The 22,943-nt window shown below is 64.3% G+C and carries 23 protein-coding genes and 1 pseudogene; 15 read left to right on the top strand and 9 right to left on the bottom strand.

Going from position 1 to position 22,943, the window contains the following annotated elements; translation table 11 throughout:
- Nucleotides 1–41: 41 nt before the first annotated feature.
- Complete coding sequence (shbA, locus tag CHB96_RS04490; RefSeq protein ID WP_089243467.1) at nucleotides 42–617, bottom strand: RNA polymerase sigma factor ShbA; 576 nt, start codon at nucleotides 615–617, stop codon at nucleotides 42–44.
- 224 nt (nucleotides 618–841) lie between these two features.
- Here shbA and CHB96_RS04485 point away from each other — a divergent pair, with 224 nt between their 5' ends.
- Complete coding sequence (locus CHB96_RS04485; RefSeq protein WP_089243465.1) at nucleotides 842–1,771, top strand: alpha/beta fold hydrolase; 930 nt, start codon at nucleotides 842–844, stop codon at nucleotides 1,769–1,771.
- On the opposite strand, the gene CHB96_RS04480 is transcribed toward CHB96_RS04485, so the two are convergent.
- The 4 genes from CHB96_RS04480 to CHB96_RS04465 all read right to left on the bottom strand — a co-directional run bounded on the left by CHB96_RS04480 (nucleotide 1,754) and on the right by CHB96_RS04465 (nucleotide 5,348).
- A complete protein-coding gene (locus CHB96_RS04480) occupies nucleotides 1,754–2,380 on the bottom strand; it encodes an FHA domain-containing protein (protein ID WP_089243463.1) in 627 nt (208 codons plus the stop codon). The genes CHB96_RS04485 and CHB96_RS04480 overlap by 18 nt on opposite strands.
- 54 nt (nucleotides 2,381–2,434) lie before the next feature.
- Nucleotides 2,435–3,103, bottom strand: a complete 669-nt coding sequence (locus CHB96_RS04475) for a DUF8020 domain-containing protein (protein WP_089243461.1) — start codon at nucleotides 3,101–3,103, stop codon at nucleotides 2,435–2,437.
- 188 nt (nucleotides 3,104–3,291) lie between these two features.
- Nucleotides 3,292–4,620, bottom strand: a complete 1,329-nt coding sequence (locus CHB96_RS04470; protein WP_089243459.1) for an ammonium transporter — start codon at nucleotides 4,618–4,620, stop codon at nucleotides 3,292–3,294.
- Nucleotides 4,617–5,348, bottom strand: a complete 732-nt coding sequence (locus CHB96_RS04465; protein ID WP_089243457.1) for an enoyl-CoA hydratase — start codon at nucleotides 5,346–5,348, stop codon at nucleotides 4,617–4,619. Before CHB96_RS04465 ends, CHB96_RS04470 begins: the two co-directional genes overlap by 4 nt.
- A 61-nt stretch (nucleotides 5,349–5,409) precedes the next feature.
- Here CHB96_RS04465 and CHB96_RS04460 point away from each other — a divergent pair.
- The 6 genes and pseudogenes from CHB96_RS04460 (at nucleotide 5,410) to CHB96_RS04440 (ending at nucleotide 10,937) form a co-directional block, all read left to right on the top strand.
- Nucleotides 5,410–6,476 (top strand): annotated as a pseudogene (locus CHB96_RS04460) (NAD(P)-binding domain-containing protein).
- A 212-nt stretch (nucleotides 6,477–6,688) separates the two neighbouring features.
- Nucleotides 6,689–6,856, top strand: a complete 168-nt coding sequence (locus tag CHB96_RS29560; protein WP_176444126.1) for a hypothetical protein — start codon at nucleotides 6,689–6,691, stop codon at nucleotides 6,854–6,856.
- A 495-nt stretch (nucleotides 6,857–7,351) separates the two neighbouring features.
- Nucleotides 7,352–8,182, top strand: coding sequence for a mycofactocin-coupled SDR family oxidoreductase (locus CHB96_RS04455; protein WP_089243455.1), 831 nt, complete (start codon nucleotides 7,352–7,354; stop codon nucleotides 8,180–8,182).
- Nucleotides 8,179–9,015, top strand: a complete 837-nt coding sequence (locus tag CHB96_RS04450) for a mycofactocin-coupled SDR family oxidoreductase (RefSeq protein ID WP_089243453.1) — start codon at nucleotides 8,179–8,181, stop codon at nucleotides 9,013–9,015. Before CHB96_RS04455 ends, CHB96_RS04450 begins: the two co-directional genes overlap by 4 nt.
- Entirely contained in the window at nucleotides 9,012–9,947 is a 936-nt protein-coding gene (locus CHB96_RS04445) for an AAA family ATPase (RefSeq protein WP_089243451.1), read from the top strand. Before CHB96_RS04450 ends, CHB96_RS04445 begins: the two co-directional genes overlap by 4 nt.
- A gap of 69 nt (nucleotides 9,948–10,016) precedes the next feature.
- The gene (locus CHB96_RS04440) at nucleotides 10,017–10,937 is read left to right on the top strand and encodes a vWA domain-containing protein (RefSeq protein WP_089243883.1); all 921 of its coding nucleotides are present in this window, start codon (nucleotides 10,017–10,019) and stop codon (nucleotides 10,935–10,937) included.
- Here CHB96_RS04440 and CHB96_RS04435 read toward each other — a convergent pair.
- Nucleotides 10,892–11,083, bottom strand: a complete 192-nt coding sequence (locus tag CHB96_RS04435) for a hypothetical protein (protein WP_089243449.1) — start codon at nucleotides 11,081–11,083, stop codon at nucleotides 10,892–10,894. The two genes, CHB96_RS04440 and CHB96_RS04435, sit on opposite strands and share 46 nt — an antisense overlap.
- A gap of 163 nt (nucleotides 11,084–11,246) precedes the next feature.
- Between CHB96_RS04435 and CHB96_RS04430 the strand changes: the two genes are divergently transcribed.
- Together CHB96_RS04430 and CHB96_RS04425 are read left to right on the top strand one after the other, a co-directional pair.
- Nucleotides 11,247–11,990, top strand: coding sequence for a tetratricopeptide repeat protein (locus CHB96_RS04430; RefSeq protein WP_141136434.1), 744 nt, complete (start codon nucleotides 11,247–11,249; stop codon nucleotides 11,988–11,990).
- Between the two features lie 42 nt (nucleotides 11,991–12,032).
- A complete protein-coding gene (locus CHB96_RS04425; protein WP_089243445.1) occupies nucleotides 12,033–14,147 on the top strand; it encodes an MMPL family transporter in 2,115 nt (704 codons plus the stop codon).
- On the opposite strand, the gene CHB96_RS04420 is transcribed toward CHB96_RS04425, so the two are convergent.
- A complete protein-coding gene (locus CHB96_RS04420; protein WP_176444125.1) occupies nucleotides 14,044–14,865 on the bottom strand; it encodes a uroporphyrinogen-III synthase in 822 nt (273 codons plus the stop codon). The two genes, CHB96_RS04425 and CHB96_RS04420, sit on opposite strands and share 104 nt — an antisense overlap.
- A 52-nt stretch (nucleotides 14,866–14,917) precedes the next feature.
- Nucleotides 14,918–15,766: an aldo/keto reductase gene (locus CHB96_RS04415; protein WP_089243442.1), complete on the bottom strand. Its 849-nt coding sequence runs from the start codon at nucleotides 15,764–15,766 to the stop codon at nucleotides 14,918–14,920.
- A gap of 64 nt (nucleotides 15,767–15,830) precedes the next feature.
- Here CHB96_RS04415 and CHB96_RS04410 point away from each other — a divergent pair, with 64 nt between their 5' ends.
- The 6 genes from CHB96_RS04410 to CHB96_RS04385 all read left to right on the top strand — a co-directional run bounded on the left by CHB96_RS04410 (nucleotide 15,831) and on the right by CHB96_RS04385 (nucleotide 21,954).
- Entirely contained in the window at nucleotides 15,831–17,465 is a 1,635-nt protein-coding gene (locus tag CHB96_RS04410) for an ABC-F family ATP-binding cassette domain-containing protein (RefSeq protein ID WP_089243881.1), read from the top strand.
- Between the two features lie 78 nt (nucleotides 17,466–17,543).
- Nucleotides 17,544–17,810 (top strand): helix-turn-helix transcriptional regulator, encoded by a 267-nt coding sequence (locus CHB96_RS04405; protein ID WP_089243440.1) that lies wholly within the window; start codon nucleotides 17,544–17,546, stop codon nucleotides 17,808–17,810.
- On the top strand, nucleotides 17,807–18,340 hold the full coding sequence (locus CHB96_RS04400) for a hypothetical protein (protein WP_089243438.1): 534 nt from the start codon (nucleotides 17,807–17,809) through the stop codon (nucleotides 18,338–18,340). The genes CHB96_RS04405 and CHB96_RS04400 overlap by 4 nt, the downstream gene beginning before the upstream one ends.
- Before the next feature lie 23 nt (nucleotides 18,341–18,363).
- The gene (locus CHB96_RS04395; RefSeq protein WP_089243436.1) at nucleotides 18,364–19,254 is read left to right on the top strand and encodes an ABC transporter ATP-binding protein; all 891 of its coding nucleotides are present in this window, start codon (nucleotides 18,364–18,366) and stop codon (nucleotides 19,252–19,254) included.
- Complete coding sequence (locus tag CHB96_RS04390; protein ID WP_089243434.1) at nucleotides 19,251–20,447, top strand: ABC transporter permease; 1,197 nt, start codon at nucleotides 19,251–19,253, stop codon at nucleotides 20,445–20,447. Before CHB96_RS04395 ends, CHB96_RS04390 begins: the two co-directional genes overlap by 4 nt.
- A 10-nt stretch (nucleotides 20,448–20,457) precedes the next feature.
- Entirely contained in the window at nucleotides 20,458–21,954 is a 1,497-nt protein-coding gene (locus CHB96_RS04385; RefSeq protein WP_089243432.1) for a carboxyl transferase domain-containing protein, read from the top strand.
- A gap of 58 nt (nucleotides 21,955–22,012) precedes the next feature.
- Here CHB96_RS04385 and CHB96_RS04380 read toward each other — a convergent pair whose 3' ends face one another.
- Nucleotides 22,013–22,837: a DUF559 domain-containing protein gene (locus tag CHB96_RS04380; RefSeq protein WP_503658028.1), complete on the bottom strand. Its 825-nt coding sequence runs from the start codon at nucleotides 22,835–22,837 to the stop codon at nucleotides 22,013–22,015.
- Nucleotides 22,838–22,943: the final 106 nt, after the last annotated feature.

The following is a 22,943-nucleotide window of genomic DNA, read 5'->3' as shown; positions in this document are numbered from 1 at the left end:
ACGAAAATACATAGAGGGCTATGCATTTTCGTGCACGTGCGCTACGCGCTCAGCAACGCGAAATTACTCAATTCGGCGCGCAACTGATTCATCGCCCGGTGCTGAGCCACTCGAACCGCTCCGGCTGTCATTCCCAGCGCCCTACCGGTTTCCGGGGCCGTCATCCCCCACACGACTCGCATCAGGATGATCTTCCGGAGCCGCGGTGCGAGAGTGTTCATCAATCTCTGTGCGTCGCTGTGTACTTCGGAATCCAGAGCGTGTTGTTCGGGTCCGTCGTCGGTACTCGGCTCGTCCGTCACCAACTCGAGCGAATACGAGCGTCGCAGAGCAGCTTTCCGGCCCGCGTCGGCCAGTTTGTGCGACGCGATGCCATATACGAACGCCAAGAACGGTTTTCCGAGATCCCGATACGTCGGCACCGCGGTCACGAGCGCCAGACAGACTTCTTGTACGACGTCGTCCGCAGACACGTCCAGATTCGCGGAACGTGCTGCGCAATAACGCTTCAGGTACGGCCGCACCAACGCGATCACCTCGCCCAGAGCGACCTTGTCCCCGGCCACGGCCAGCGGCACCTGCGCGTCGAGTGCATCGACGACGTCGAGATCTGCCATCGCTTCGTCCTCCCTGCTTCTACTCCCCTGTGTGTAGTTCGATCCTGCGGTGGCGGAGGTTTGGTCGCCACCCACCCCAGGGTGAACAAATCCACCCCGCGGGTGATACGCGGCAAGTCGTCGGGAGGGTTCGAAGATGCCCACGCGTCGAGCAGAGTTGTTGTCGTAACGCATCGACAGCTAGAGGCGAAACCCTCTACACCAGCAGACATCGGAGGGCCATCATGATGCAGCGGACTCGTGGACGGAGCACAGTGGTCGCCGACGACGGCACGGCACTTGCCGTCTGGGAGTCGGGCAACCGGGATGCATCGATGACCGTCGTGTTCGTGCACGGGCATTGCCTCGCGAAGGAATCGTGGGCCGACGTGCAGGACGAGCTCACCGGCATCTGGGGTGAGGACGTGCGCATGGTGTCCTACGACCATCGCGGGCACGGCGGCTCCGGAAGCGCGGACCCCGCCACCTACACGATCGAACAACTCGGCCGCGACCTCGCCGCTGTCATCCGGACGACGGTTCCCGAGGGTCGCTACGTCGTCGTCGGGCATTCGATGGGCGGTATGACGGCCATGGCCTACGCCCGTCAGGAACTCGGCGAACTCGGTGACCGCCTGGTCGGGGTCGGGCTCGTCGCAACGGCTGCGTCGGGCCTCGCCGAAGAAGGCCTCGGGGCGTATCTCGCCCACCCGCTGGTGTCGATGTTCCAGACCGCGGTGCACCGGGCCCCGTCGATCATGGACCGTTCGAAGCGTCTGAGCAGGGGAATCTGCGGGCCGATCGTTCGCTCAGCGGGCTACGGATCACGACGCGTCAGCCCTCGCGTCGTCGCGGTGGCGACGGCGATGTTGAACGAGACGTCCGTTGTGACGATGGCGAGCTTCTTGACGTCGCTGCACGATTTCGACGAGTCGGAGAGCCTGGCCGCGTTGGCTGTCGTTCCGACGTTGGTGCTGTGCGGGTCCGACGACGTCATGACACCGATGCGGCATTCGGAGGCGATCTCGCGCCACCTCCCGGCGGCGCGCCTGGTCACCGTCGAGAAGGCCGGTCACATGGTGGTGCTCGAGCGCGCCGGGGAGGTCGCCGACGCCATCGCGACACTCGTCGAACGCGCGACGGCCGACACTCGAATGCTAGAGGTCGCGCTGTGAGATGACCCCGCTCTGCAGCGCCCGCTCGGCGAGCCGGACACGCTTCTGATTCTGCGGCAGGTCCTCGACGCCGAACTTGGCGAACAACACTCGTAGATGCGTCTTGACGGCGTCGACGCTGAGGAAGATCTCGGTGGCGATCTGCTGGTTCGACGACGGGTTGGCGAACGTCGCGTTGTGCTTGTAGGGCCGGCACAGTGCGACCAGCACGGAGCGCTGAGTTTCGGTGAGGGAGCGCGTATTCGGCATTTCGGCGGCGATACGCGTCGCCTCGTCGCCGAGACCGGAGAAGTCGTGGAACGTGAGCAGCGAACTGCCGATGCGGATGGTGTCGCCCTGACGCAGGCTACGTCGCCCGGCCAGGCGATCACCATTGACGAACGTGCCGTTGCGGGACAGCCCGTCGTCGACGACGGTCCAGTGCGTTCCCATCCATTCGATGGCCGCGTGCAGGCGCGAGACTTCATGATCTTCGGGAAACGAAATATCTGCGTGCGTGGATCGACCGATGGTGAGACGGCTGCGATCCCGCGACAGCGTCACCTCGTGCCGCACGCCGCCGTGGCCTTCGTATTGAAGGCGCGGATCCTCGTATTCGACCCCACCCACCGCTACATCCTGCTCTCCCCGACTCGATGAGAGCAAGATGTAGCGGGGATTCGGCTACTTCTTGACCGGCGGGGCGTTGAGCAGGGTGATGAACTGCTGCGCGTTGGCAGCTACAGCGCCCAGTCCGCCCAGGGCGGTACCGGCGAGCGAGGCGGTCGATCCGAGCAGCAGCGCGCCGCCGATGCATCCGGCGATCGGGCCTGCTCCGAACAGCAGAGCAGCGGGAGCCGACACGACACCGGCCGCGACCGCACCGAGGAGGCATCCACCGACGAGTCCCGTTGCGGCACCGAGGAATCCGCCGACCGATGCCGACAGGCTCAGGTTGTCCTTGACGCCTGCGACGGCGGCCGGCAGATCGACCTGCTGGAGTCCGGGCAGCTGAGTGGACACGGGCGTAGCAGCGGCGGGCGTCACGTCGGCCGTGAGGACTGCGTGGTTGCCGTCGATGTCGGCTGCGACGGGATGGGCGAACCCGTCGAACGCAATGGACAGGGGCACCGAGTCCACCAGGGCGCCGCCGGCGTCGCGGACGACGAGGTGGTTGTCCTCGTTGCTCAGGCTTCCGGCCGTGGTGTCGACGATGACCTGGCCACCGTTCTGCGTGACGTTCCAGCCGACCGGCGCCGGGGCTGGAGCCGGGTCCGCGTAGGACGTTCCCATTGCGGTCGTCATGGCCGCGATGACCAATGCCGACGTGGCTGCGAATTTTCCGATCTTCATGTTCCCCGTCTTCCGGTGATGTACGTGCGCACCCGGTCGGGTGCGGCGCAAACGTACGGGGGAAAAGGGGTCCGACGTCTTGCCGATGCGAGTACCGGAGAAGGCCGTTTCGTTAACAGAGTCGCAGAGTTACACCAAAGGGACAGAACGGATTTGGCAACATTCAACTATCGGTAATGACCACCCTACTACTTCCCGAACAAACCGGGTCCCTTACCGCCGCCGTGCCCGACCGCGAAGTCGTAGGCGGACTCTGCGTGCTCGTGCTCGTCGAGGCCGTCCGCCTCGTGTTGAGCGTCCGCTCGAACACCCATGACCGCCTTGATGCCGAGCGCGATCAGAGCCGTCACGACGCCGGTGTACGCCATCACGACGACGACCGCGACGAACTGGACCCACAGCTGATGGAATCCACCGCCGTACAGAAGGCCGTCGACACCAGCGGGCATGTGTGAGCTGGCGAGCAGACCGATCATGAGGGTGCCGACGATTCCTCCGACGAGGTGCACGCCCACGACGTCGAGCGAATCGTCGTATCCGAACCGGTACTTCAGACCGATCGCCAGTGCACAGAGCGCGCCTGCGGCGATACCGATGGCGGCCGCGCCGATGGGCGTCACCGATGTGCACGACGGAGTGATCGCCACGAGCCCGGCGACGACGCCGGATGCAGCACCGAACGACGTCGCCTTGCCGTCGCGCATCTTTTCCACGACGAGCCACGCGGCCATGGACATCGCACCGGCACCGAGGGTGTTGACTAGTGCGACGGCAGCGACACCGTCCGCGGCCAGAGCGGATCCTGCGTTGAAGCCGAACCACCCGAACCACAGCAGACCCGCCCCGAGCATGACGGCAGGCAGATTGTGCGGACGCATCGGATCGCGCGGCCACCCGGCCCTGTTGCCGACGATCAACGCGAGTACCAGACCTGCCATACCTGCGTTGATCTCGACGGCCGTTCCGCCGGCGAAGTCGATCGCACCCAGCTTGTTGGAGATCCAGCCGCCGAACGTGGACGTGAGGCCGTCGATGGAGAACACCCAGTGCGCGACCGGGAAGTAGACGAGGGTCGCCCACAGCGCTGCGAAGACGACCCACGGCACGAAGCGCATGCGGTCCGCGACGGCACCCGAGATCAATGCGACGGTCACCATCGCGAATCCGGCTTGGAACGCCGCGAACACGAGCGCCGGAATCGCGCCGACGAGTGGGATCGAGATCGCGTCACCCGAATATGTGCCGCCGAGCAGATCCTGTAGGCCGGCGAACTGCAGCGGATTGCCGATCCAGCCACCGATGATGTTGTCGCCGAACACCATCGAGTAGCCGAAGACCAACCACAACAGCCATACGACGGCAATCGCCGACAGGCTCATCATCATCATGTTCAGCACGCTCTTGGACCGGACCATGCCGCCGTAGAAGAACGCCAGCCCCGGCGTCATCAACAGGACCATCGCCGTGCATGCCAGCAGCCATGCGGTATCGCCCGTGTCGGGCGCGCCGAACGTCATCGACCCAGGAACTTCGGGGCGCGCTTCTCGTTGCGTGCGCGTCGAGCTTCCTTCATGTCCTCGCTCGTCCAGGCTGCACCGAAGGCTTCCCACTGCTGAGGCGTCGGATCGTCGTGGGTGCCGTCGTCGTTGAAGACGAGTTTGAGGTGCCGCAGCGCCAGCGGCGCGAGCTCGGTGATCGACGCGGCCCATTCCTGCGCCACCGCCAGATCACCGCGCTTGTTCGCGAGACCACTGATGTAAGCGCGTTCGGCGTCGAGCCGCTCGCCGCCCATGAGGATCGTGCGCGCGACGCTGCCGCCTGCGAGGGATGCGAGTCGCTTGATCGTCCAGTTGTTGACCGCGATGCCGAGACGAGTCGACGGGATCTCGAAGAACGCACCGTCGGCGACGACGCGGAGGTCGCTGGCGATGGCGAGCTGGGTCCCTGCCCCGACCGCGGGACCGTTCACGGCGGCGATGACCGGAATGGGCGCACCGTCGACTGCGCGGAGCAGCAGTTCCAGTGCCTCGGGGAACTCCTGGGCGAAGTCGTCGCCGCCGAGGTCGGCCCCTGCGCAGAAGCTCGATCCCTGCCCCGTCAGGACCACGACCCGCGCGTCCGATGCGACCGCATCCTCGATCCCGAGTCGCAGAGCTGTGCACAGCTCGGTGTTCAGTGCGTTGCGTCGCTCCGGACGCTGGAGTTCGAGGGTGACGACCGCGCCCTCACGTGTCTGTCCGATCATGGCTCCAGACGTTACTCATGGGTACGAAGGAACGCTGCTCGCGGGCTGATCTACTGGTGACGTGATCACCTCGGACATCGCTGTCATCGGAGCAGGACAGGCGGGTCTGTCGGCCGGGTACCACCTGCGTCGTGCAGGCCTCTCGGTCGGCGACGGATTCGTCATGCTCGACCGCGCACCTGCTCCCGGCGGAGCCTTCAGTACCGGTGGCCGTCGCTGACACTGAGCACGGTCAATCGTGTACACGACCTGCCCGGCTTGGAGTTCGCGGACACGCTGACCGACGAAGCACCCGAAGCGGTGATCGCCGCCGAGGCCGTGCCCAGGTACTACCGGATCTACGAGGAGAAGTTCGACCTCCAGGTGCGACGACCCGTCACCGTCTCCGTCGTCTGCGACCGTGAACCGCGGTTCCGGATCGAGGCAGGCGACGTCGTCGTGTCGGCACGTGGGGTGATCAATGCGACGGGGACCTGGGAGAAGCCGTTCATCCCTCGCTACCCCGGTGCCGAGACGTTCCAGGGCAGGCAGCTGCACACCAAGGACTACACGACGCCCGACGAGTTCGCCGGCAAGCACGTCATCGTCGTCGGCGGCGGCATCTCGGCCGTGCAACAGCTCGACGAGATCTCGCAGGTCACCTCCACCACGTGGGTGACGCGTCGGGAACCGGTGTTCCGCGACGCCGACTTCGGCCCCGACGCGGGCCGCGCGGCCGTCGCGATGGTCGAAGAACGCGTGCGCGCCGGATTGCCGCCGGGCTCGGTCGTCTCGGTGACGGGACTGCTGCTCACCGATCGATTGAAAGCGGCCCGCGAGCGAGGGGTTCTGGAGCGTCGGCCGATGTTTTCGTCCATCGTTTCCGATGGTGTTCGCTGGGAGGACGGCTCTTTCGTGCGCGCCGACGTCATCCTGTGGGCCACTGGGTTCCGCAGTGCGCTGGACCATCTCGCGCCGTTGCGGCTCCGAGGACACGGTGGCGGGATCGTCATGGACGGTCGGCTCGCCACCCGGGTCGCCGCCGACCATCGCGTGCACCTTCTCGGCTACGGGCCGTCCGCGAGCACCATCGGCGCCAACCGCGCCGGGCGGGCTGCGGTATCGGAGTTGCTGGAGACCTTGGGCTGATCCCCGCCGAGTCCGCACTTATGCAGGGAAAAACGGCCAATTCATCTGCATAAGTGCGGACTGAGCACGGTCAGTAGCTCCTCACTGATCACGAAAACCGAAAGGGCAGTCATTCGCGACGTCGCTGCCTACATTGCCTACCCGGACGGCCTGGCGGAACCGGGAGTCAAGAGAGACAATTCTGGCAACGCCGGAGACTCGGAGACCACACGATGACCACCGCCGAACGCCGCACCAACAGCAGCCCGCGATCACGCAGGGTACGTGCTGCCGCTGCGCGTGCATACATCGTCACCGCCGAGTACGACAAGGTCGAGGTTCCTCAGTGGATCCGGGACGTCGCCGAGGGCCGAGACATAGAGCCTCGTCAGAAGAGTTGACGCTATGGCTAGATAGTTGTTTCGTAAGAACACATTCGACCCTGCGTCAACAACTATCGGGCACTCATGAGCGGGGCATCGAAAAGCAGAGCGGCCGCAGCGTCGGTACGTATTGCATCGCCGGTCGTGTAGCGGTCAGGAGCAGCCCCCGGACCCAGACCACCCATCACGCCATCAGCACATCGGTCGGATTCGGTGGACACAATGTGGCACTCACGTTCGGGAAAGCATGACGTGATTGCCCGATAGTTCGGGTCAGAAGTCACATCCGGCCCTGCAGCACTAACTATCGTGCAACCACGACACCTACTTACTTGACACCTCGAGTACCAGCTAAGAATTTCAACCAAATCGCCCACTTCTGCACTCGGTGTCATATACCTTACTTCTCATGTCCTCCACATCGGACATCCTGCCGCGAAACGCACTGCGCCCCGGCGGGCGAAACGTTTTGCGCTCGTACTGTTTTCACCTACCGAACAAGGAAGTTCGAACATGGGAAAGCTCGACGGGAAAGTAGCATTCATCACCGGCGCGGCCCGAGGTCAAGGCCGCAGCCACGCGATCAGGCTCGCCCAGGAGGGCGCCGACATCATCGCGGTCGACATCTGTGAGCAGGTCGGGACGGTCGGATTCCCCCTCGCCACCGAGGAGGACCTGGCACAGACGGTGAAAGAGGTCGAAGCCCTCGACCGCCGGATCGTCGCAACCAAAGCCGACGTCCGCGACACCGCAGCGCTGAAGAAGGCCGTCGACGACGGGGTCGCCGAACTCGGGCGCCTCGACATCGTCCTCGCCAACGCGGGCATCGTCAGCTTCGCACCCGTCGAAGACCTGACGGACGAGATGTGGGACGACATGCTCGACATCAATCTCACGGGCGTGTTCAAGACCGTCCGCGCGGCGCTGCCGCACATCAAAGCGGGTGGACGCGGTGGCTCGATCGTCCTGACGAGTTCGACCGCGGGCATCAAGGGCCTCGGCAATCTGGCGCACTACGTCGCGGCGAAGCACGGCGTCGTCGGATTGGTGAAGACGTTCGCAAACGAGTTCGCGCCGTTCGACATTCGCGTCAACTCCGTGCACCCGACATCGGTGAACACCGACATGATCCACAACGAACAGACATACAAGACTTTCCTGCCCGACAATCCGAACCCACAGAAGGAAGACGCGGCAAGCGCATTCAGGTCGCTCAATGCGCTGTCGGTCGACTGGGTCGAACCCGTCGACATCTCCAACGCCATCGCGTTCCTCGTCTCCGACGACGCCCGGTACATCACCGGCGTCCAGCTTCCCGTCGACGCAGGGTCGGTGATCAAATGACCGGCAAGCTCGAAGGCAAAGTCGCCTTCATCACCGGTGCCGCCCGGAGCCAGGGGCGTAGTCATGCCTTGCGATTGGCGCAGGAAGGCGCCGACATCATCGCCGTCGACCTGTGCGGGCCCGTCGACACCATCGAGATGTACCCGGCTGCAACGGAAACCGACCTCGAAGACACGGTCAAGCAGGTCGAAGCACTCGACCGCCGCATCGTCGCTACGAAGGCCGACGTCCGAGACTCGGCGGCTCTGAAGAAAGCCCTCGACGACGGGGTCGCCGAACTCGGCAGGCTCGACATCGTCCTCGGCAACGCAGGCGTGTTCGAGATCGCCCCGGCGCTCGACATCACCGACGACGGTTGGCAGAACATGATCGACGTCAACCTGACCGGGGTGTGGAACACGTGCAAGGTGGCGCTCCCCCACCTCATAGCGGGCGGGCGCGGTGGTTCGATCGTGTTGACGAGCTCGACCGCAGGGCTGAAGGGCACACCGAACACCGTCCACTACACCGCGACCAAGCACGGTGTCGTCGGCATCATGCGGACGCTCGCAAACGAATTCGGGCAGCACAGCATTCGCGTCAACACGGTCCATCCGACCGGCGTGGACACCGTGATGATCCAGAACAAGAAGACATGGGGACTGTTCGCGCCCGACGACCCGAACCCGAGTCGCGAGAAGGCCGAACCGATCTTCGCGACGACCAACACCCTGCCGATTCCGTGGGTCGAGCCCATCGACATCTCCAACGCGATCGCGTTCCTGGTGTCGGACGAGGCCCGATACATCACCGGCGCAACACTTCCCGTGGATGCCGGGTACACGATCAAATGACTGCCACACTGTCGATCGTCGAGATTCGCCGCCGTATCGCGGCGAATCTCGTCGGTCGTGACCACGAACTGGACCTGGTGCTGGCCGCCGTCGCGGCCGGTCGAGACATGCTCATCGAAGGCCCGCCCGGAACCAGCAAGAGCACACTCCTCGGGGCGATCACCGCAGAGTGGGGTATCCCGTTGCTGTTCGTCGAGGGCAATGCGGACCTGACACCAGCGCGAATCGTCGGACACCACAATCCCGCTCGTGTGCTGCGCGAGGACTACAGCGAGGACAACTTCGTTCCCGGACCGCTCGTCGAGGCGATGCGCACCGGTGGATTCCTGTACGTCGAAGAATTCAACCGCGCACCCGAGGACACCCTGAACACGTTGTTGACCGCAATGGCCGAGCGACGCATCACCATTCCGCGCGTCGGTACCGTCCAGGCGCTTCCGACGTTCCGCGTCGTGGCATCGATGAACCCGTACGACAACGTCGGCACGACGCGTCTGTCCACGAGCGTGCACGATCGGCTGTGCCGCCTCGCCATCGGGTATCAGGACGCCGAATCCGAGCGTGGAATCGTCGCGCTACGAACGGAATCGGATTCTCTGAGGCTCATCTCCGATGCCGTTGCGATCACCAGGGCGACGCGCGAACAGGACGACATCACCCAGGGCAGCAGTGTGCGAGGGGCGATCGATCTGACTCTCGTCGCACAGCAGCTCGCGGACCTGCGAGCGGTATCGATACCCGACGTCCCCGACATCGCGCCGCCCCGCGACCTTCCGCAGGACTACCAGACAGTGATGCTCGACGCGGTACTCGTGGCCCTGTCGGGTCGCATCCACGTCGACGAGACAGCCGACGCCACACCGGAAATGATCTTGCACCGAATCTGGGAGGACCATTTCGTACTGAATCCAGCTGCCGCAGCACCTGGTTGAAGAGCCGTCGAAGCCGACTCCCCGGTGCGCAAGCCGGGGAGCGGTAAGACGTCGGGAACTCTGAAACCGTTGCGCCGCAAGCCGAAGCACCTCGACGAGTCCCCGTCGTTGTTCAAGCCCGGCGGCAGCGGATCCGTTCTGATTGTCGACGGCCGCAGCAGGACAGGAAAGGCGACCGGCGAGAACAACCCGTCGGCCCCCGGTTTCACCGAGGAATCCGGCGAGGTGATTCCGCTGCGCGACGCGACCGACGAGGAGTCGACGGCGGATGCCGCCACCCGTATGCGTGCACGAAAGATCGCTGCCCGCTTGGCAGTTAGACGTCCGCGCCGCGATACTCGTGCCCGACGCGGGATCGGTGATCTGACGTCGTTGCGCTACCGCGACGGATCCGACGAGGTCGACATGGATCGAACCATCGACGTACTCGCGGCGAACCCGTTCCCCGAGGACGACGACATCGTCGTGCGAGATCGGTTGCACACCAAGCGATCGGTCGTGCTCGTCGTCGACATCTCGGGATCGATGAAGGGAGAACGCGTCAGGACCGCCGCTGCGACGGTCGGAGCTCTGGCCGGCGAGATGAACCAGGACGACCTTGCCGTCGTGGCATTCTGGTCCGACGCCGCAGTACTCACGCGGTTCGGCGATCCCATGACGCCGCTGGGCATTCTCGACACCATTCTGCGTATCCCCGCCCGCGGCCTGACGAACGTGCAGTTCGCCCTCGAGACGGCGGCGGGACTGTTACGGAACGTGTCTTCGCCCGACAAGCGGGTTCTGTTGTTGTCCGATTGCGTCCACAACGCCGGGCCGGATCCTCGCTACACGGCCGCGAAGATCGCGCGTCTCGACGTCCTTCTCGACACCTCGGGCGAGAACGATGTCGAATTGGGACGCGACCTCGCTCGCCTCGGGCGCGGACGGATCCGCACGGTCCGCACCTACCGCGACGTCGGACCTGCGCTGACGGCCTTCTTCGGCGGCTGACCGTAGACGCGTCGGTAGTCGGCCTCGAACGTGCGCCTTCCCACCAGCCTCCACGCGATGCGGGCAGGCAGAGGACTCCGCGCGAGGAAGAAGGCACGCTCCTCGCGCGTGGCGCTCAGCAGAATGTAGCCGAGTATCACCAACATTCGATCCTTCGGAATCGCGTCGGCGCGGACTCTCGGTGACCCGGATCTACTCGGCCTCGCACTGAATGCACTGTGGAACCTGGTCCCAGCCGACCTCGATCCTCGACGACGACGGCAGATCAGCATCGAAATGATCGAGCTCGGCACCTCACACGATCGACCGGTGTTCGCGATGATCGGCCACCACGGCGCGTTCCTCGCCGACGCCGCCGAGCGTCGATTCGACTCGATGCGACACCATCTCGAAGACGAGATCGCGCTCGCCGAACGCTACAGCTGGCAGCAATCACTCGCGACCTGTCACGTCGCACGGGGAATGCTCGCGCACGCATCCGGTGACATCGAGACTGCGCACCGACTCTTCGACGAAGGCGGCGCCGCGATGCGCGCGTCCGTCGCCGTCGACGCCGAGGCCATCCACGCTCTCGCTTACGTCACGACATCCTTCTCGACAGGGACTCTCGGCGCATTCGAACCAGGCTTGCGCATGCTCTACGAGCAGTACCCTTCCATCGCGGCCGACATGCTCGCTCTTGCACTGGCCGAGCTCGGACGACGCACGGAGGCGCGTCGAGTACGACGAGCTGCAGGCCCGATTCGACACGATTTCTTCGAGTCCCTGTTCCTCGCGCTGCGGGGAACAGCCGTGCTGGAGACCGGTGAACTGGACGAGGCCCGCACGGTCTACGCCTCGCTGAGCAGATTCTCCGGCCAGTTGGCCGGGATGGGGACCGGCGCATACGTGGTGGGCCCGGTCGACACCGTTCTGGCGCGCCTCGCGGCAGCTCTCGGTCATCACGGTGACGCAGAATCACACCGCGAGAACGCGATCGACCTTGCCCGAGCCTGGGGAAATCCGATGTGGATCGAGGCTGCTACTAGAAAGCCGCAAGAACACTCCAAGTGAGTCGGCTCAGTCTGTGCGCACCACACAGACGAAGGAGCTGGAATGAGTACCTTGCTCGGCAGACTCGGCGCGATCTGCGCCGCCCACCCGTGGCGCACGATCGCGATCTGGATCGTGTTGCTCGCCGCCACCGCGTCGGCCGCTGCCACGTTCGGCGGCCAGATGCAGGACAACTACCACGTGGAGGGCCTCGAATCGATCGCGGGCAGCGACCTGCTCGCCGAACGATTTCCCGACCTCGCCGGGACCGATGCTCGGGTCGTGGTGCACAGCGACGAAACTCTGGATCCAGACGTTCTCGACGCGTTACGTACCCGGCTGGAGAAACTGGACGGTGTCGGCACTGTGTCGCCCGCGCGCATGTCCCCCGACGGCGACACGGCACTGGTCTCGGTCCAGTACCGCATCCCGGTCACCGATTTCGCCGACACCGACGGCGTCGACGCACTGCGGTCCGCAACTGCACCACTGGAAAGAGAGGGTCTGCAGGTCGAATTGGGTGGTCAGGTCGCCGAAAACATCAGCAAGCCAGGTGGAGCGGCCGAGGCAGTTGGCATCCTCGTCGCAGCGGTCATCCTGCTGGTGGCGTTCGGATCCGTTGTCGCCGCGGGACTTCCGATTGCGGTAGCGATCGTCGGCGTCGGGATCGGTTCGGCGATCGTCGTCGTTCTCGCGTCGTCAACGGAGATCAGCTCGATGGCACCGACCATCGCGACGATGGTGGGCATCGGCGTCGGAATCGACTACGCGTTGTTGCTCGTCACTCGATTCGCCGACTATCTTCGATCGGGTCTATCAGTCGAAGACTCTGCAGCACATGCCAATTCGACGGCAGGAGTATCCGTCGTGTTCGCCGGTACGACGGTATTGCTGTGCTTGCTCGGCCTTCGACTGGCAGGCTTGCCGGTCTACGCGTCGATGGGATACGCGACGCTCGCCGTCGTCGGTTCCGTGATGCTGACGTCGATCACGCTCGTGCCCGCGCTCTGCGCATGGGCGGGACCGCGCGTGTTGCGGAAGAAAGCGACGATGCCCGACGGCCCGTCGCGCACCGAGCGATGGGCACGGATGGTGTGCCGAAAGCCCGTCGTATGGACCCTCGCCGCAGTCATGCTGCTCGCCGTACTGGCCGCACCTGTCCTCGACATGCGGATGTGGCCGCAGAACGCTGGGACGCAACCGACGTCGAACACGACGAGGCTTGCGTACGACTTGATCGACGACGAATACGGCCCAGGCGCTAACGGTCCGTTCATGCTTGCCGTCGATCTTGCGCAAGCTTCTCCGGCCGTAGTGGCAGACACGCTGTCCCGGGAACCCGGCATCGCCACCGTGGGGACTCCGCTGATCAACCCCGCCGGTGACACCGCGGTGGTGATGTTCGAACCCACTACCGGTCCGAGCGACGAAGCGACAGTGGCTCTGCTCCACCACCTTCGAGCCGAGGTACTGCCGCCCGGGGTGATCGCGACCGGTGTGACGCCCATCTTCTCCGACATCACCGACAAGGTCGCCGATCGGATCTGGATCGTCATAGCCTTCGTCGTCGCACTGTCGGTCGTTCTGTTGACAGCAGTGTTCCGATCCGTCGTCGTCGCCCTGAAGGCCGCAGTCATGAACCTGCTGTCCGTGGCCGCGGCGTACGGCGTCATGGTCGCGGTGTTCCAATGGGGCTGGGGCACAGAGCTGTTGGGGCTACCGTACGCAGTACCCGTATCGAGTTGGGTACCGATCCTGATGTTCACGATTCTGTTCGGTCTGTCGATGGACTACGAAGTGTTCCTGCTGTCCCGGATCCGCGAACTATGGCTTCGATCCGGCGACCCTCACACGTCGGTGGTCGATGGTGTCGCGTCGACCGGCCGCGTGATAACCAGCGGCGCAGCCATCATGGTGGCCGTGTTCCTCGGGTTCGCGATGGATTCCGACGTCACGATCAAGATGATGGGAGTCGGACTCGCCACAGCAGTGCTGGTCGACGCAACGGTCGTGCGCATGGTGCTCGTTCCGTCCACGATGACGCTTCTGGGACAGTGGAATTGGTGGACGCCGTTCAGGAACCCAACTCGTCGACGACATATTTCGCAAGAGATCCCAACCGAGCACGCTCCGGCATACGCGTCGGGACATTCAGAGCGTCCAGGGGGGCCGACGTGACCGGTCCGACGCAGATGGCGGCGACGGGACCCCTTAGCGCAGTGAGGAATTCGTCGAGAAGTCCGTTGTCCTTGGCTGTCGACAGCAACGATGCGACGGCCGGGGCGCTGGTGAAGGTCACGGCGTCGACCTCGTTGTTCAAGATCTTCGCGAGAAGGTCGATCAACGGCTGCTGATCGACCGGCCGGATCCAGCGATAGACGGGAATGGCGCGGACGTCGGCGCCGAGTCGTTCGAGGGATTCGCTGAGGTGAATGGTCGGTTCCCATTCGGTGATCGTGCCGTGAAGTTGCACTGCGACGTCGACGCCGGCGATACCTTCCGCTTCGAGATGGTCGGCGACTTCCTGGGATGCTTCGGTCGTCGGCGACCAGACTTCGCGCAGGCCTGCGCCGCGAATTGCGCCGCGCGCCTTGGGACCTCGTGCGATTATGCGCGAGGACCCAAGTGCCGCAAGCAGTTCGGTGCGGTTGTTCCATCCCTCGGCGGCGTCGAGCCAACCGCGAAAACCGATGCCGGTACTGATGACCGTCAGCGCGGGAGGATCGGCGATGATGCCGTCGGTCTTCTCGCGAAGATCCGAGTCGTCGAGCAGAGGGAGTACGTGTATCGCAGGGACGTGTACGGTCTCGGCGCCGCGGCGCTCCAGCAGCGTCGCGAACTCGTCCGCCCGCCGCTCGGCCGTCAGCGCAATCGTCTTACCCGACAGTGGTCCCATGTCGGACAGAATACGGCCCCGCCGCGTAGAACGGCGGGGCCGCCACTGATGACTAGCTGCTGAACTTGTCCGGATCCGGGCCGGTGCGGCCGTCGGGCGCGTCGAGAGCGTTGATCTGCTGGATCTCGTCGTTCGTCAGCTCGAAGCCGAAGACGTCGAAGTTACTCGCGATGCGCTCGGGAGTGACCGACTTGGGGATCACCACGTTGCCGAGCTGGATGTGCCACCGCAGGATGATCTGGGCAGGAGTGACGCCGTGAGCGTCGGCGATCGGCTTCAGAGCCGGCTCGTCGAGGACAGTGCCCGACCCGAGTGGGCTCCACGCTTCCGTCGCGATGCCCTTCGAGGTGTGGAACGCACGCAGTTCCTCCTGGATGAGGCGCGGGTGCAGCTCGATCTGGTTGACGGCGGGGACCTCACCGACCGCGTCGATCAGCTTCTCGAGGGTAGGAATGGTGAAGTTCGAGACGCCGATGGAACCTATCCGGCCGTCGGCCTTGAGCTTCTGGAACGCCTTGAACGTGTCGATGTACTTGTCACGGTCGAGCTGCTGCCAGTGGATGAGGTACAGATCGAGGTAGTCGAGGCCGAGCCGCTCCATGCTGGCGTCGAACGCAGCGAGCGTGGAGTCGTAACCCTGGTCGTCGTTCCACAGCTTCGTGGTGACGAACAGCTCGTCACGCGCAATGCCGGACTCGGCGATCGCCTTACCGGTGCCGGCCTCGTTCTGGTAGATCTTCGCGGTGTCGATGCTGCGGTAACCGACCTTCAGAGCCTCCGCCACCGCGTCGTGTGCGCCGTCGTCGGGGACCTGCCATACGCCGAAGCCGAGCTGAGGAATCGCGTGTCCGTCGTTCAGAACGATCGTCGGGACAGTACTGGTCTTCGGTGAAAACGTCATACTCCAGGCCAACCGACAACGCCCCTCGTCTATTTCCGGGGATGTGGAAGACATACTTGTCCACGTGACTGCCACGCTCCGCATCGATGACCTTGCCGCATTTCACGGCGACCGCACCTTGTTCTCCGGGCTCGATCTCACCGTGACGGAAGGCGACGTCATCGGCCTGGTCGGCGCGAATGGCGCAGGTAAATCGACGCTGCTGACGCTCCTGGCCGGTGTCGGAAGCGCCGACTTCGAAGGCGATATCTACACGAGCCCGCCCGACGCGACCGTCGGCTATCTCGCGCAGGAACCCGACCGCATCGACGGGGAATCCGTGCTGGACTTCATCGGGCGACGCACGGGCGTCACAGCTGCCGAGCAGGCGATGAACGACGCGGCCGAGGCACTCGGGTCCGGTGATGGCGACGATCTCTACACGCCTGCATTGGAGAAGTGGCTCGCTCTCGGCGGGGCAGATCTGGCCGAGCGGACTGCGAAGGTGCTTGCCGACCTGGGACTGGACGTCGACGGATCGGCCTTCATGACGTCGTTGTCCGGCGGTCAGGCCGCGAGGGCAGGGCTCGCCGCCATCCTCCTCGCGCGGTACGACATCCTTCTGCTCGACGAGCCCACCAACGACCTCGACCTCGCCGGACTGGAACAGCTCGAACGATTCGTCGTCGAGACCCGCGCCGCGATCGTCGTCGTCAGCCACGATCGCGAGTTTCTCGCGCGGACGGTCACCGGCATCGTCGAGCTGGATCGTGCCCAGCGACGCATCGACGTATACGACGGCAGCTACGAGTCCTACCTTGCCGAGCGGGAGATCGCACGTCAGCACGCACGCGAGAAGTACGACGAATTCGCCGATACCAAAGCATCGTTGGAGTCGCGCGCACAGATGCAACGGAACTGGATGGAATCCGGTGTCCGTAATGCGCGGCGCAAGGCGACCGACAACGACAAGATCGGCCGCAAGACACGAGCGGAATCCACGGAGAAGCAGGCAGCGAAAGCCCGTCAGACACAACGCCGTATCGAGCGGCTCGAGGTGGTCGAGGAACCACGCAAGGAATGGGAACTGCGGATGGAGATCGCGACCGCACCTCGAAGCGGCACCGTCGTCTCGGTTCTGAGTGGGGCCGTGGTGCGTCGCAGCTCGTTTGTTTTCGGCCCGGTGACGACACAGATCGAATTCGGTGACCGCGTCCTGATCACCGGTGCAAACGGTTCGGGCAAGACCACACTGCTGTCCGTGTTGCTGGGCAAACTCACGCCCGACGAGGGAAGCGCATCACTGGGATCCGGCGTCGCGATCGGCGAAATCGACCAGGCGCGTGGCCTTTTCACCGGGTCTGCGACGGTGTCTGCATCCTTGAGTGCCGCGGTTCCGGACTGGCCCGACGCCGACGTGCGTACATTGCTCGCGAAATTCGGTCTGCGGGGCGACGACGCATTGAGGGAGGCGTCGTCGCTGTCGCCCGGCGAGCGGACGAGGGCCGCTTTGGCATTGCTTCAGGCGCGCGGGGTGAACCTTCTCGTTCTCGACGAACCGACCAACCACTTGGACCTCCCCGCGATCGAGCAACTCGAACGGGCTATGGAGAACTTCGAGGGCACTTTGCTGCTCGTCACGCACGACCGGCGGATGCTCGACACCGTCCGCGCGACCCGGCGCTGGGTCATGGACGGCGGGCAGCTCACGGAGGCTTAGCCCTTTCACACAAACGCATATGCATGTGCGTGTTAGCTGCGGTTGACAGATCGTTGGGTTTATACAACACTTTGTTCCATGAGCCCCATAAAGCGTGGTACCACGCTCCCGATCTACAACCGGGTGGGAGTTCTGCGGGCCGAACGCAAGATGAGCCGCGCGCAACTGGCACAACTCGTCGAGGTCAATCCACAGACCGTGGGCGCCCTAGAACGAGGCGACCACTACCCGAGCCTCGACCTCGCGATGCGAATATGCGACGTCTTCGATCTCCCCATCGAAGCCGTCTTCTCACGTACGGAACTCGGACCACTCTCCGCCGAATTGTTTCGAAGGGCACCATGAGCACCGTCGAACCCACCATCCTCACCCGATACCAGGACTATCGGACCCGGCGATTCCTCGAGAACGACGCGAAAACCCGTCACTGGCTACCGAAGTGGCGAACACAGCATCGCCGACGGATCCTGGCCGTTGCCGTTCTGTCCATCCTGTTCGTCCTCCTCGCCCTGTCGATCGCATCCTTGTTCTGGAAGTGGGCACCGCTGGCGTGGGTTCCCGCCACGCTCGCATTTCTCGTGCTCTGGACGATGCTGCAAACCGTGTCCGGTCGCCACAGTGACGCACCCGTCGGGGCGCTCGACGAGTGGGAAGTGCAGCAGCGCAACGAGGCTCGGTCGATCGGCCTGACCGTCACGCAAGGACTGGTCCTCACCGCAGTCATTGCGCTGGTGATCCTGTCCACCTCCGTCGACAACGACCGACTCGCCTACGCGGGCGGCCTCTGGACACTCATTGCTTTGTTGACCGGAATCTGCTCTCCCGCAATTATTCTCGCCTGGATTACTGCAGATCCCGATCCCGACGACCTCTGAAGTACCCGACACGAAAGGGCACCATGAGCACCCTCACGATCGACGACATCTCGAAACGGTACGGCGACAAGATTGCCCTCGACTCACTGAGCTTCGACGTACATCCCGGCGAACTCGTCGGCTTCGTCGGCAGCAACGGCGCAGGCAAGACCACGACGATGCGCATCGTTCTCGGTGTGCTGTCCGCTGATTCGGGGCAGGTCCTGCTCGGCGGCAAGCCTGTCGACCTCGATGTCCGACGCACCATCGGTTACATGCCCGAGGAACGCGGCCTGTACCCGAAGATGAAGGTCGGCCCACAGCTTGCGTATCTGGCCGAACTGCACGGACTTTCCGCCGACGACGCGAAGTCCGCTGTCGCGAGATGGACCGAACGCCTCGGGATCTCGGAACGCCTGAACGACACCGTCGACGCCCTCAGCCTCGGCAATCAGCAGCGTGTGCAGCTCGCCGCCGCACTCGTCCACGACCCCGCCGTTCTCGTGCTCGACGAGCCGTTCTCCGGATTGGATCCGGTCGCCGTCGACGTCATGAGCGAAGTCCTGCGCGAAAAGGCGTCGTCCGGTGTGCCGGTGATCTTTTCGAGCCACCAGCTGGATCTGGTGCAGCGCCTGTGCGACCGCGTCGGCATCATCTCCGGTGGTTCCATGAAAGCCGTCGGCACCGTCGACGAACTCCGAGGCTCGGGTGACGCCCAGCTGCAGATCCACGCCCCCGGCGCCCAGGAAGGTTGGGCCGACACCATCCCTGGCGTCACACCGATCAGCCACTCCGACGGCCGGACGGTGTTGAGCGTCAAGCCAGGGACCGACGACCAGGCCATCCTTCGCTCCGCACTCGCCACCGGACCGGTACACGAATTCTCCTTCCACAAGCCGTCGCTCAGCGACTTGTTCCGAGAGGCAGTAGCATGAGCCATCAAGTGTCGTCCACCCGCGCGATCGGCCTGATCGCCAAGCGCGAGTTCACAGTTCAGGTGATGAAGAAGAGTTTCGTCATCAGCAACGTCATCATCCTTGCCGTCATCATCGGCGGCATCTTCGCCTACTCGATCTTCTCCGGCGGCGACGACGAGGACCGCGACGTCATCGGCGTCGTGGGTGGTGGACAGATCGCGACGGTCCTCCAATCCACTGGAGAAGCCGTCGGGAATCCCGTGGAGGTGCGTGAGATCTCCGACGCGGCCACGGCGCGTGCCGACGTCGAATCCGGCGATGTCGCAGTCGCTCTCGTCCCCGAAAGCGCAGGCGCATACACCGCGATCACCGACTCCGAACTGGAGGGCACGCTCCGCGCGATCGTCGAAGGCAGCGTCCAGACCCAGGCGATGAACACTGCGTTGGACGCGCAAGGCGTCGACCAAGCCGCTCTTGCATCCGCGACTGCCAACGCGACTGTCACCGTCGAGGCGATCGATCCCCCGGATCCCGAAGCAGGACAACGTGTTGCACTGTCCCTCGCCGCGGTGTTCGTGCTCTACGCCCAGATCATCGGATTCGGCATGTACGTCGCGATGGGTGTCGTCGAGGAGAAGTCGTCGCGCGTCGTCGAATTGCTGTTGTCGACGGTTCGGCCGCTGCAGTTGTTGTGGGGCAAGATCATCGGTATCGGCGCGGTCGGCATACTGCAACTCGCGGCGTACGGCGCGGCGGGGGTCGGGGCCGGACTGGCCACCGGGACACTGACTGTCACCGGTACAGCCCTCAGTGTCTTCGCCAGCACGCTCGGTTGGTTCGTGCTCGGATTCGCGTTCTTCGCAGTGCTGTACGCGGCCGGCGGGTCCATGGTGTCGCGCCAGGAGGACGTCAATTCGACGACCATGCCACTGTTGCTGCTGATCATGGCGATGTTCTTCTCGGCGTTCTACTCCGTCGGCGATCCCGAGAGCACACTCAGCAGTGTATTGAGCTGGATCCCACCGTTCTCCGCGGTCATGATGCCGCTACGGATCGCAGCAGGCGTCGCGCCGGTCTATCAGATAGTCGGCACCGCACTGATCATGGCGGCCACCACGGCGGCGTTGGCCGTCGTCGCCGCGAAGATCTACCAACGTTCCATTCTGCGTATCGGCAAGACCGTCACCTGGAAGGAAGCGTTCGCTCGCTAAGCTGCGAATCATGAGCACACGAACATCCGCTGCCGAGATTCTCGATGCCGTTCTCGACGGCGGATCGTTCGTGTCCTGGGACCGACCCCCGCTCGATGTCTCCCCCGGGCCTGCCTACGCCGCGGATCTCGCCAAAGCCAGGGCCAGGAGCGGCGTCGACGAGTCGGTCCTGACCGGCACCGGGTCGATCGACGGCCGCCCCGTCGCGGTCGTCGCCTGCGAGTTCGCGTTTCTCGCCGGATCCATCGGTGTTGCGGCAGCGGAACGCATCGTCACGGCCATCGAACGAGCGACCGTCGAGAACCTGCCACTGATCGCGTCCCCGACGTCGGGAGGCACGCGCATGCAGGAAGGGACCCTCGCGTTCGTACAGATGGTGAAGATCGCCGGCGCCGTCACGACGCACAAGAACGCGGGCCTTCCGTACCTCGTGTATCTGCGTAATCCGACGACGGGTGGCGTCTTCGCGTCGTGGGGTTCGTTGGCGCACGTCACGTTCGCCGAGCCGGGTGCCTTGATCGGATTTCTCGGTCCACGTGTATATCAAGCGTTGTACGACAAGCCTTTTCCCGACGGCGTCCAGACCGCGGAGAATCTCTACCACCACGGCGTCATCGACGGTGTCGTCCCACTCGACAGTCTCCGGCACCTGCTCGTGCGGGCGCTGCGGGTGGTCAGCGGCGACACCGACGCGCCAGCCGAACTCGAGCCAGCGCCGACCGATATCCCCGAGCATTCGGCGTGGCATTCGGTCGAAGCGTCACGTCGCGAGGACCGTCCGGGGGTTCGAGAGCTACTCGAACACGCTGCGACCGAACAGGTTCCACTCAGCGGCACAGGTCAGGGCGAGTCCGACTCGACGATCCTGTTGTCGCTCTGCAGGTTTCGAGGAATCTCGTGCGTCGTGTTCGGCAACGATCGCAGCAGTCACAGTGTCACCGCGACGATGGGCCCCGGCGCACTCCGAGAAGCGCGTCGAGGCATGCGGTTGGCCGAAGAGCTGGGCATTGCACTGGTGCTCGTCATCGACACGTTCGGCGCCGCACTGTCGAAGGAAGCGGAAGAAGGCGGACTCGCTCCCGAAATCGCGCGCTGCATCAGCGATCTCGTCACCGTCGACACACCGACCGTATCCGTACTGCTCGGCCAGGGCACCGGCGGCGGTGCGCTGGCACTACTCCCCGCCGACCGCACACTGTGCGCCCAGAACGCCTGGCTCGCACCGCTGCCGCCCGAGGGCGCAAGCGCGATCGTCCACCGGGACACCAGCCACGCTCCCGATATGGCCGAGGCACAGGGCATTCGATCGGTCGACCTTCTGCGCGACGGTATCGTCGACGCCATCGTTCCCGAGCATCCCGACGCCGCCGAGGAACCCGTCGACTTCTCGTTGCGCGTGGCGACCGCGATCGCGCGGGAGTTGCAAGGTATCGCGAGCGTCGAGGATCGCGTCGCATCTCGCCTCGAGAAGTACCGACGTTTAGGGGTTCGGGAGTACCGCGACTGACTGCACATTATCGACGCGAATCGACGGGATTCCGCCACTTCGGCCCGATACCGTGCACTCAGTTGCGCGGAAGAGTACGACTGGACGAATTGATCGACTTCCGACGCCGCCGCACCACGGTGATGATCTCGTCGACGACGCTGTCGAGGTTCGCCAGCACCGTCGCGGCCGAATAACGCAGCACCAACCACCCGTCGAGGACCAAAGTGTTCTGCCGTCGGCGATCGTTGTTGAATGTGGCAGGGTCGCTGTGGAACTCGCGCCCGTCGATCTCGACGATGACGCGCGCTCGGAAATCGACGAGGTCACCGTAGAACGGACCCACCCTCGCGTTGATCTTCATTCGAAAATTCCGGGCGGTCAAGGCGCGCGCCACGATTCGCTCCGGTTCCGAGCTGGTACCGGGGCAACAGCGGCGAAGCTGCTCGCGAAGGGCAGCCATCCCCTTCATCCCTGCGGATACATCGCAGATCTCCGCAACTCGTCGCCAAGGAATTTGTGTGCCGATCGCGGCATCGAAGAACTTCTCCAGTTCCAGCTTCGGAAGAACCGCAGCAACATCGACGAATGCCTGCTCGATCGCGACGACTCGAAACCCTCCGTACGTTGCGACGGTCGGCAGCGTCCGGCGATAGATGCGCACCCAATCGGGGGAACGTGATTGCCCCGACGGGTCGATCGTGAATTCGACGCGCTGCGGTTCGTAGTCGATCAGCCCCCATAGCCAGGCTGCGGTCGTGTGACTGGCCACCGCATTCGGCTTCCACAATGCGACGGCCCGGCACAGATCCTTGTAGTCCGGTTTCTCGGTCGCATAGATCTCCGGAAGCAGACGGATCAGTTCGCCGGACTTCACTCGTCGGGAAATCACACTTCGACTCATCCCCGACTCCATCAGTTGTGCCGCTGTCATTACCCCCATGACGAACTACCGTCGCCTATCGAGGCTCCTGGCGGTAGAGGCAAATCGAGGCCTGTGGACAGCCCGC

The sequence above is a fragment of the Rhodococcoides kyotonense genome (assembly GCF_900188125.1).
Lineage (GTDB): Bacteria > Actinomycetota > Actinomycetes > Mycobacteriales > Mycobacteriaceae > Rhodococcoides > Rhodococcoides kyotonense.
This window is presented reverse-complemented; position numbering and strand designations above follow the sequence as displayed.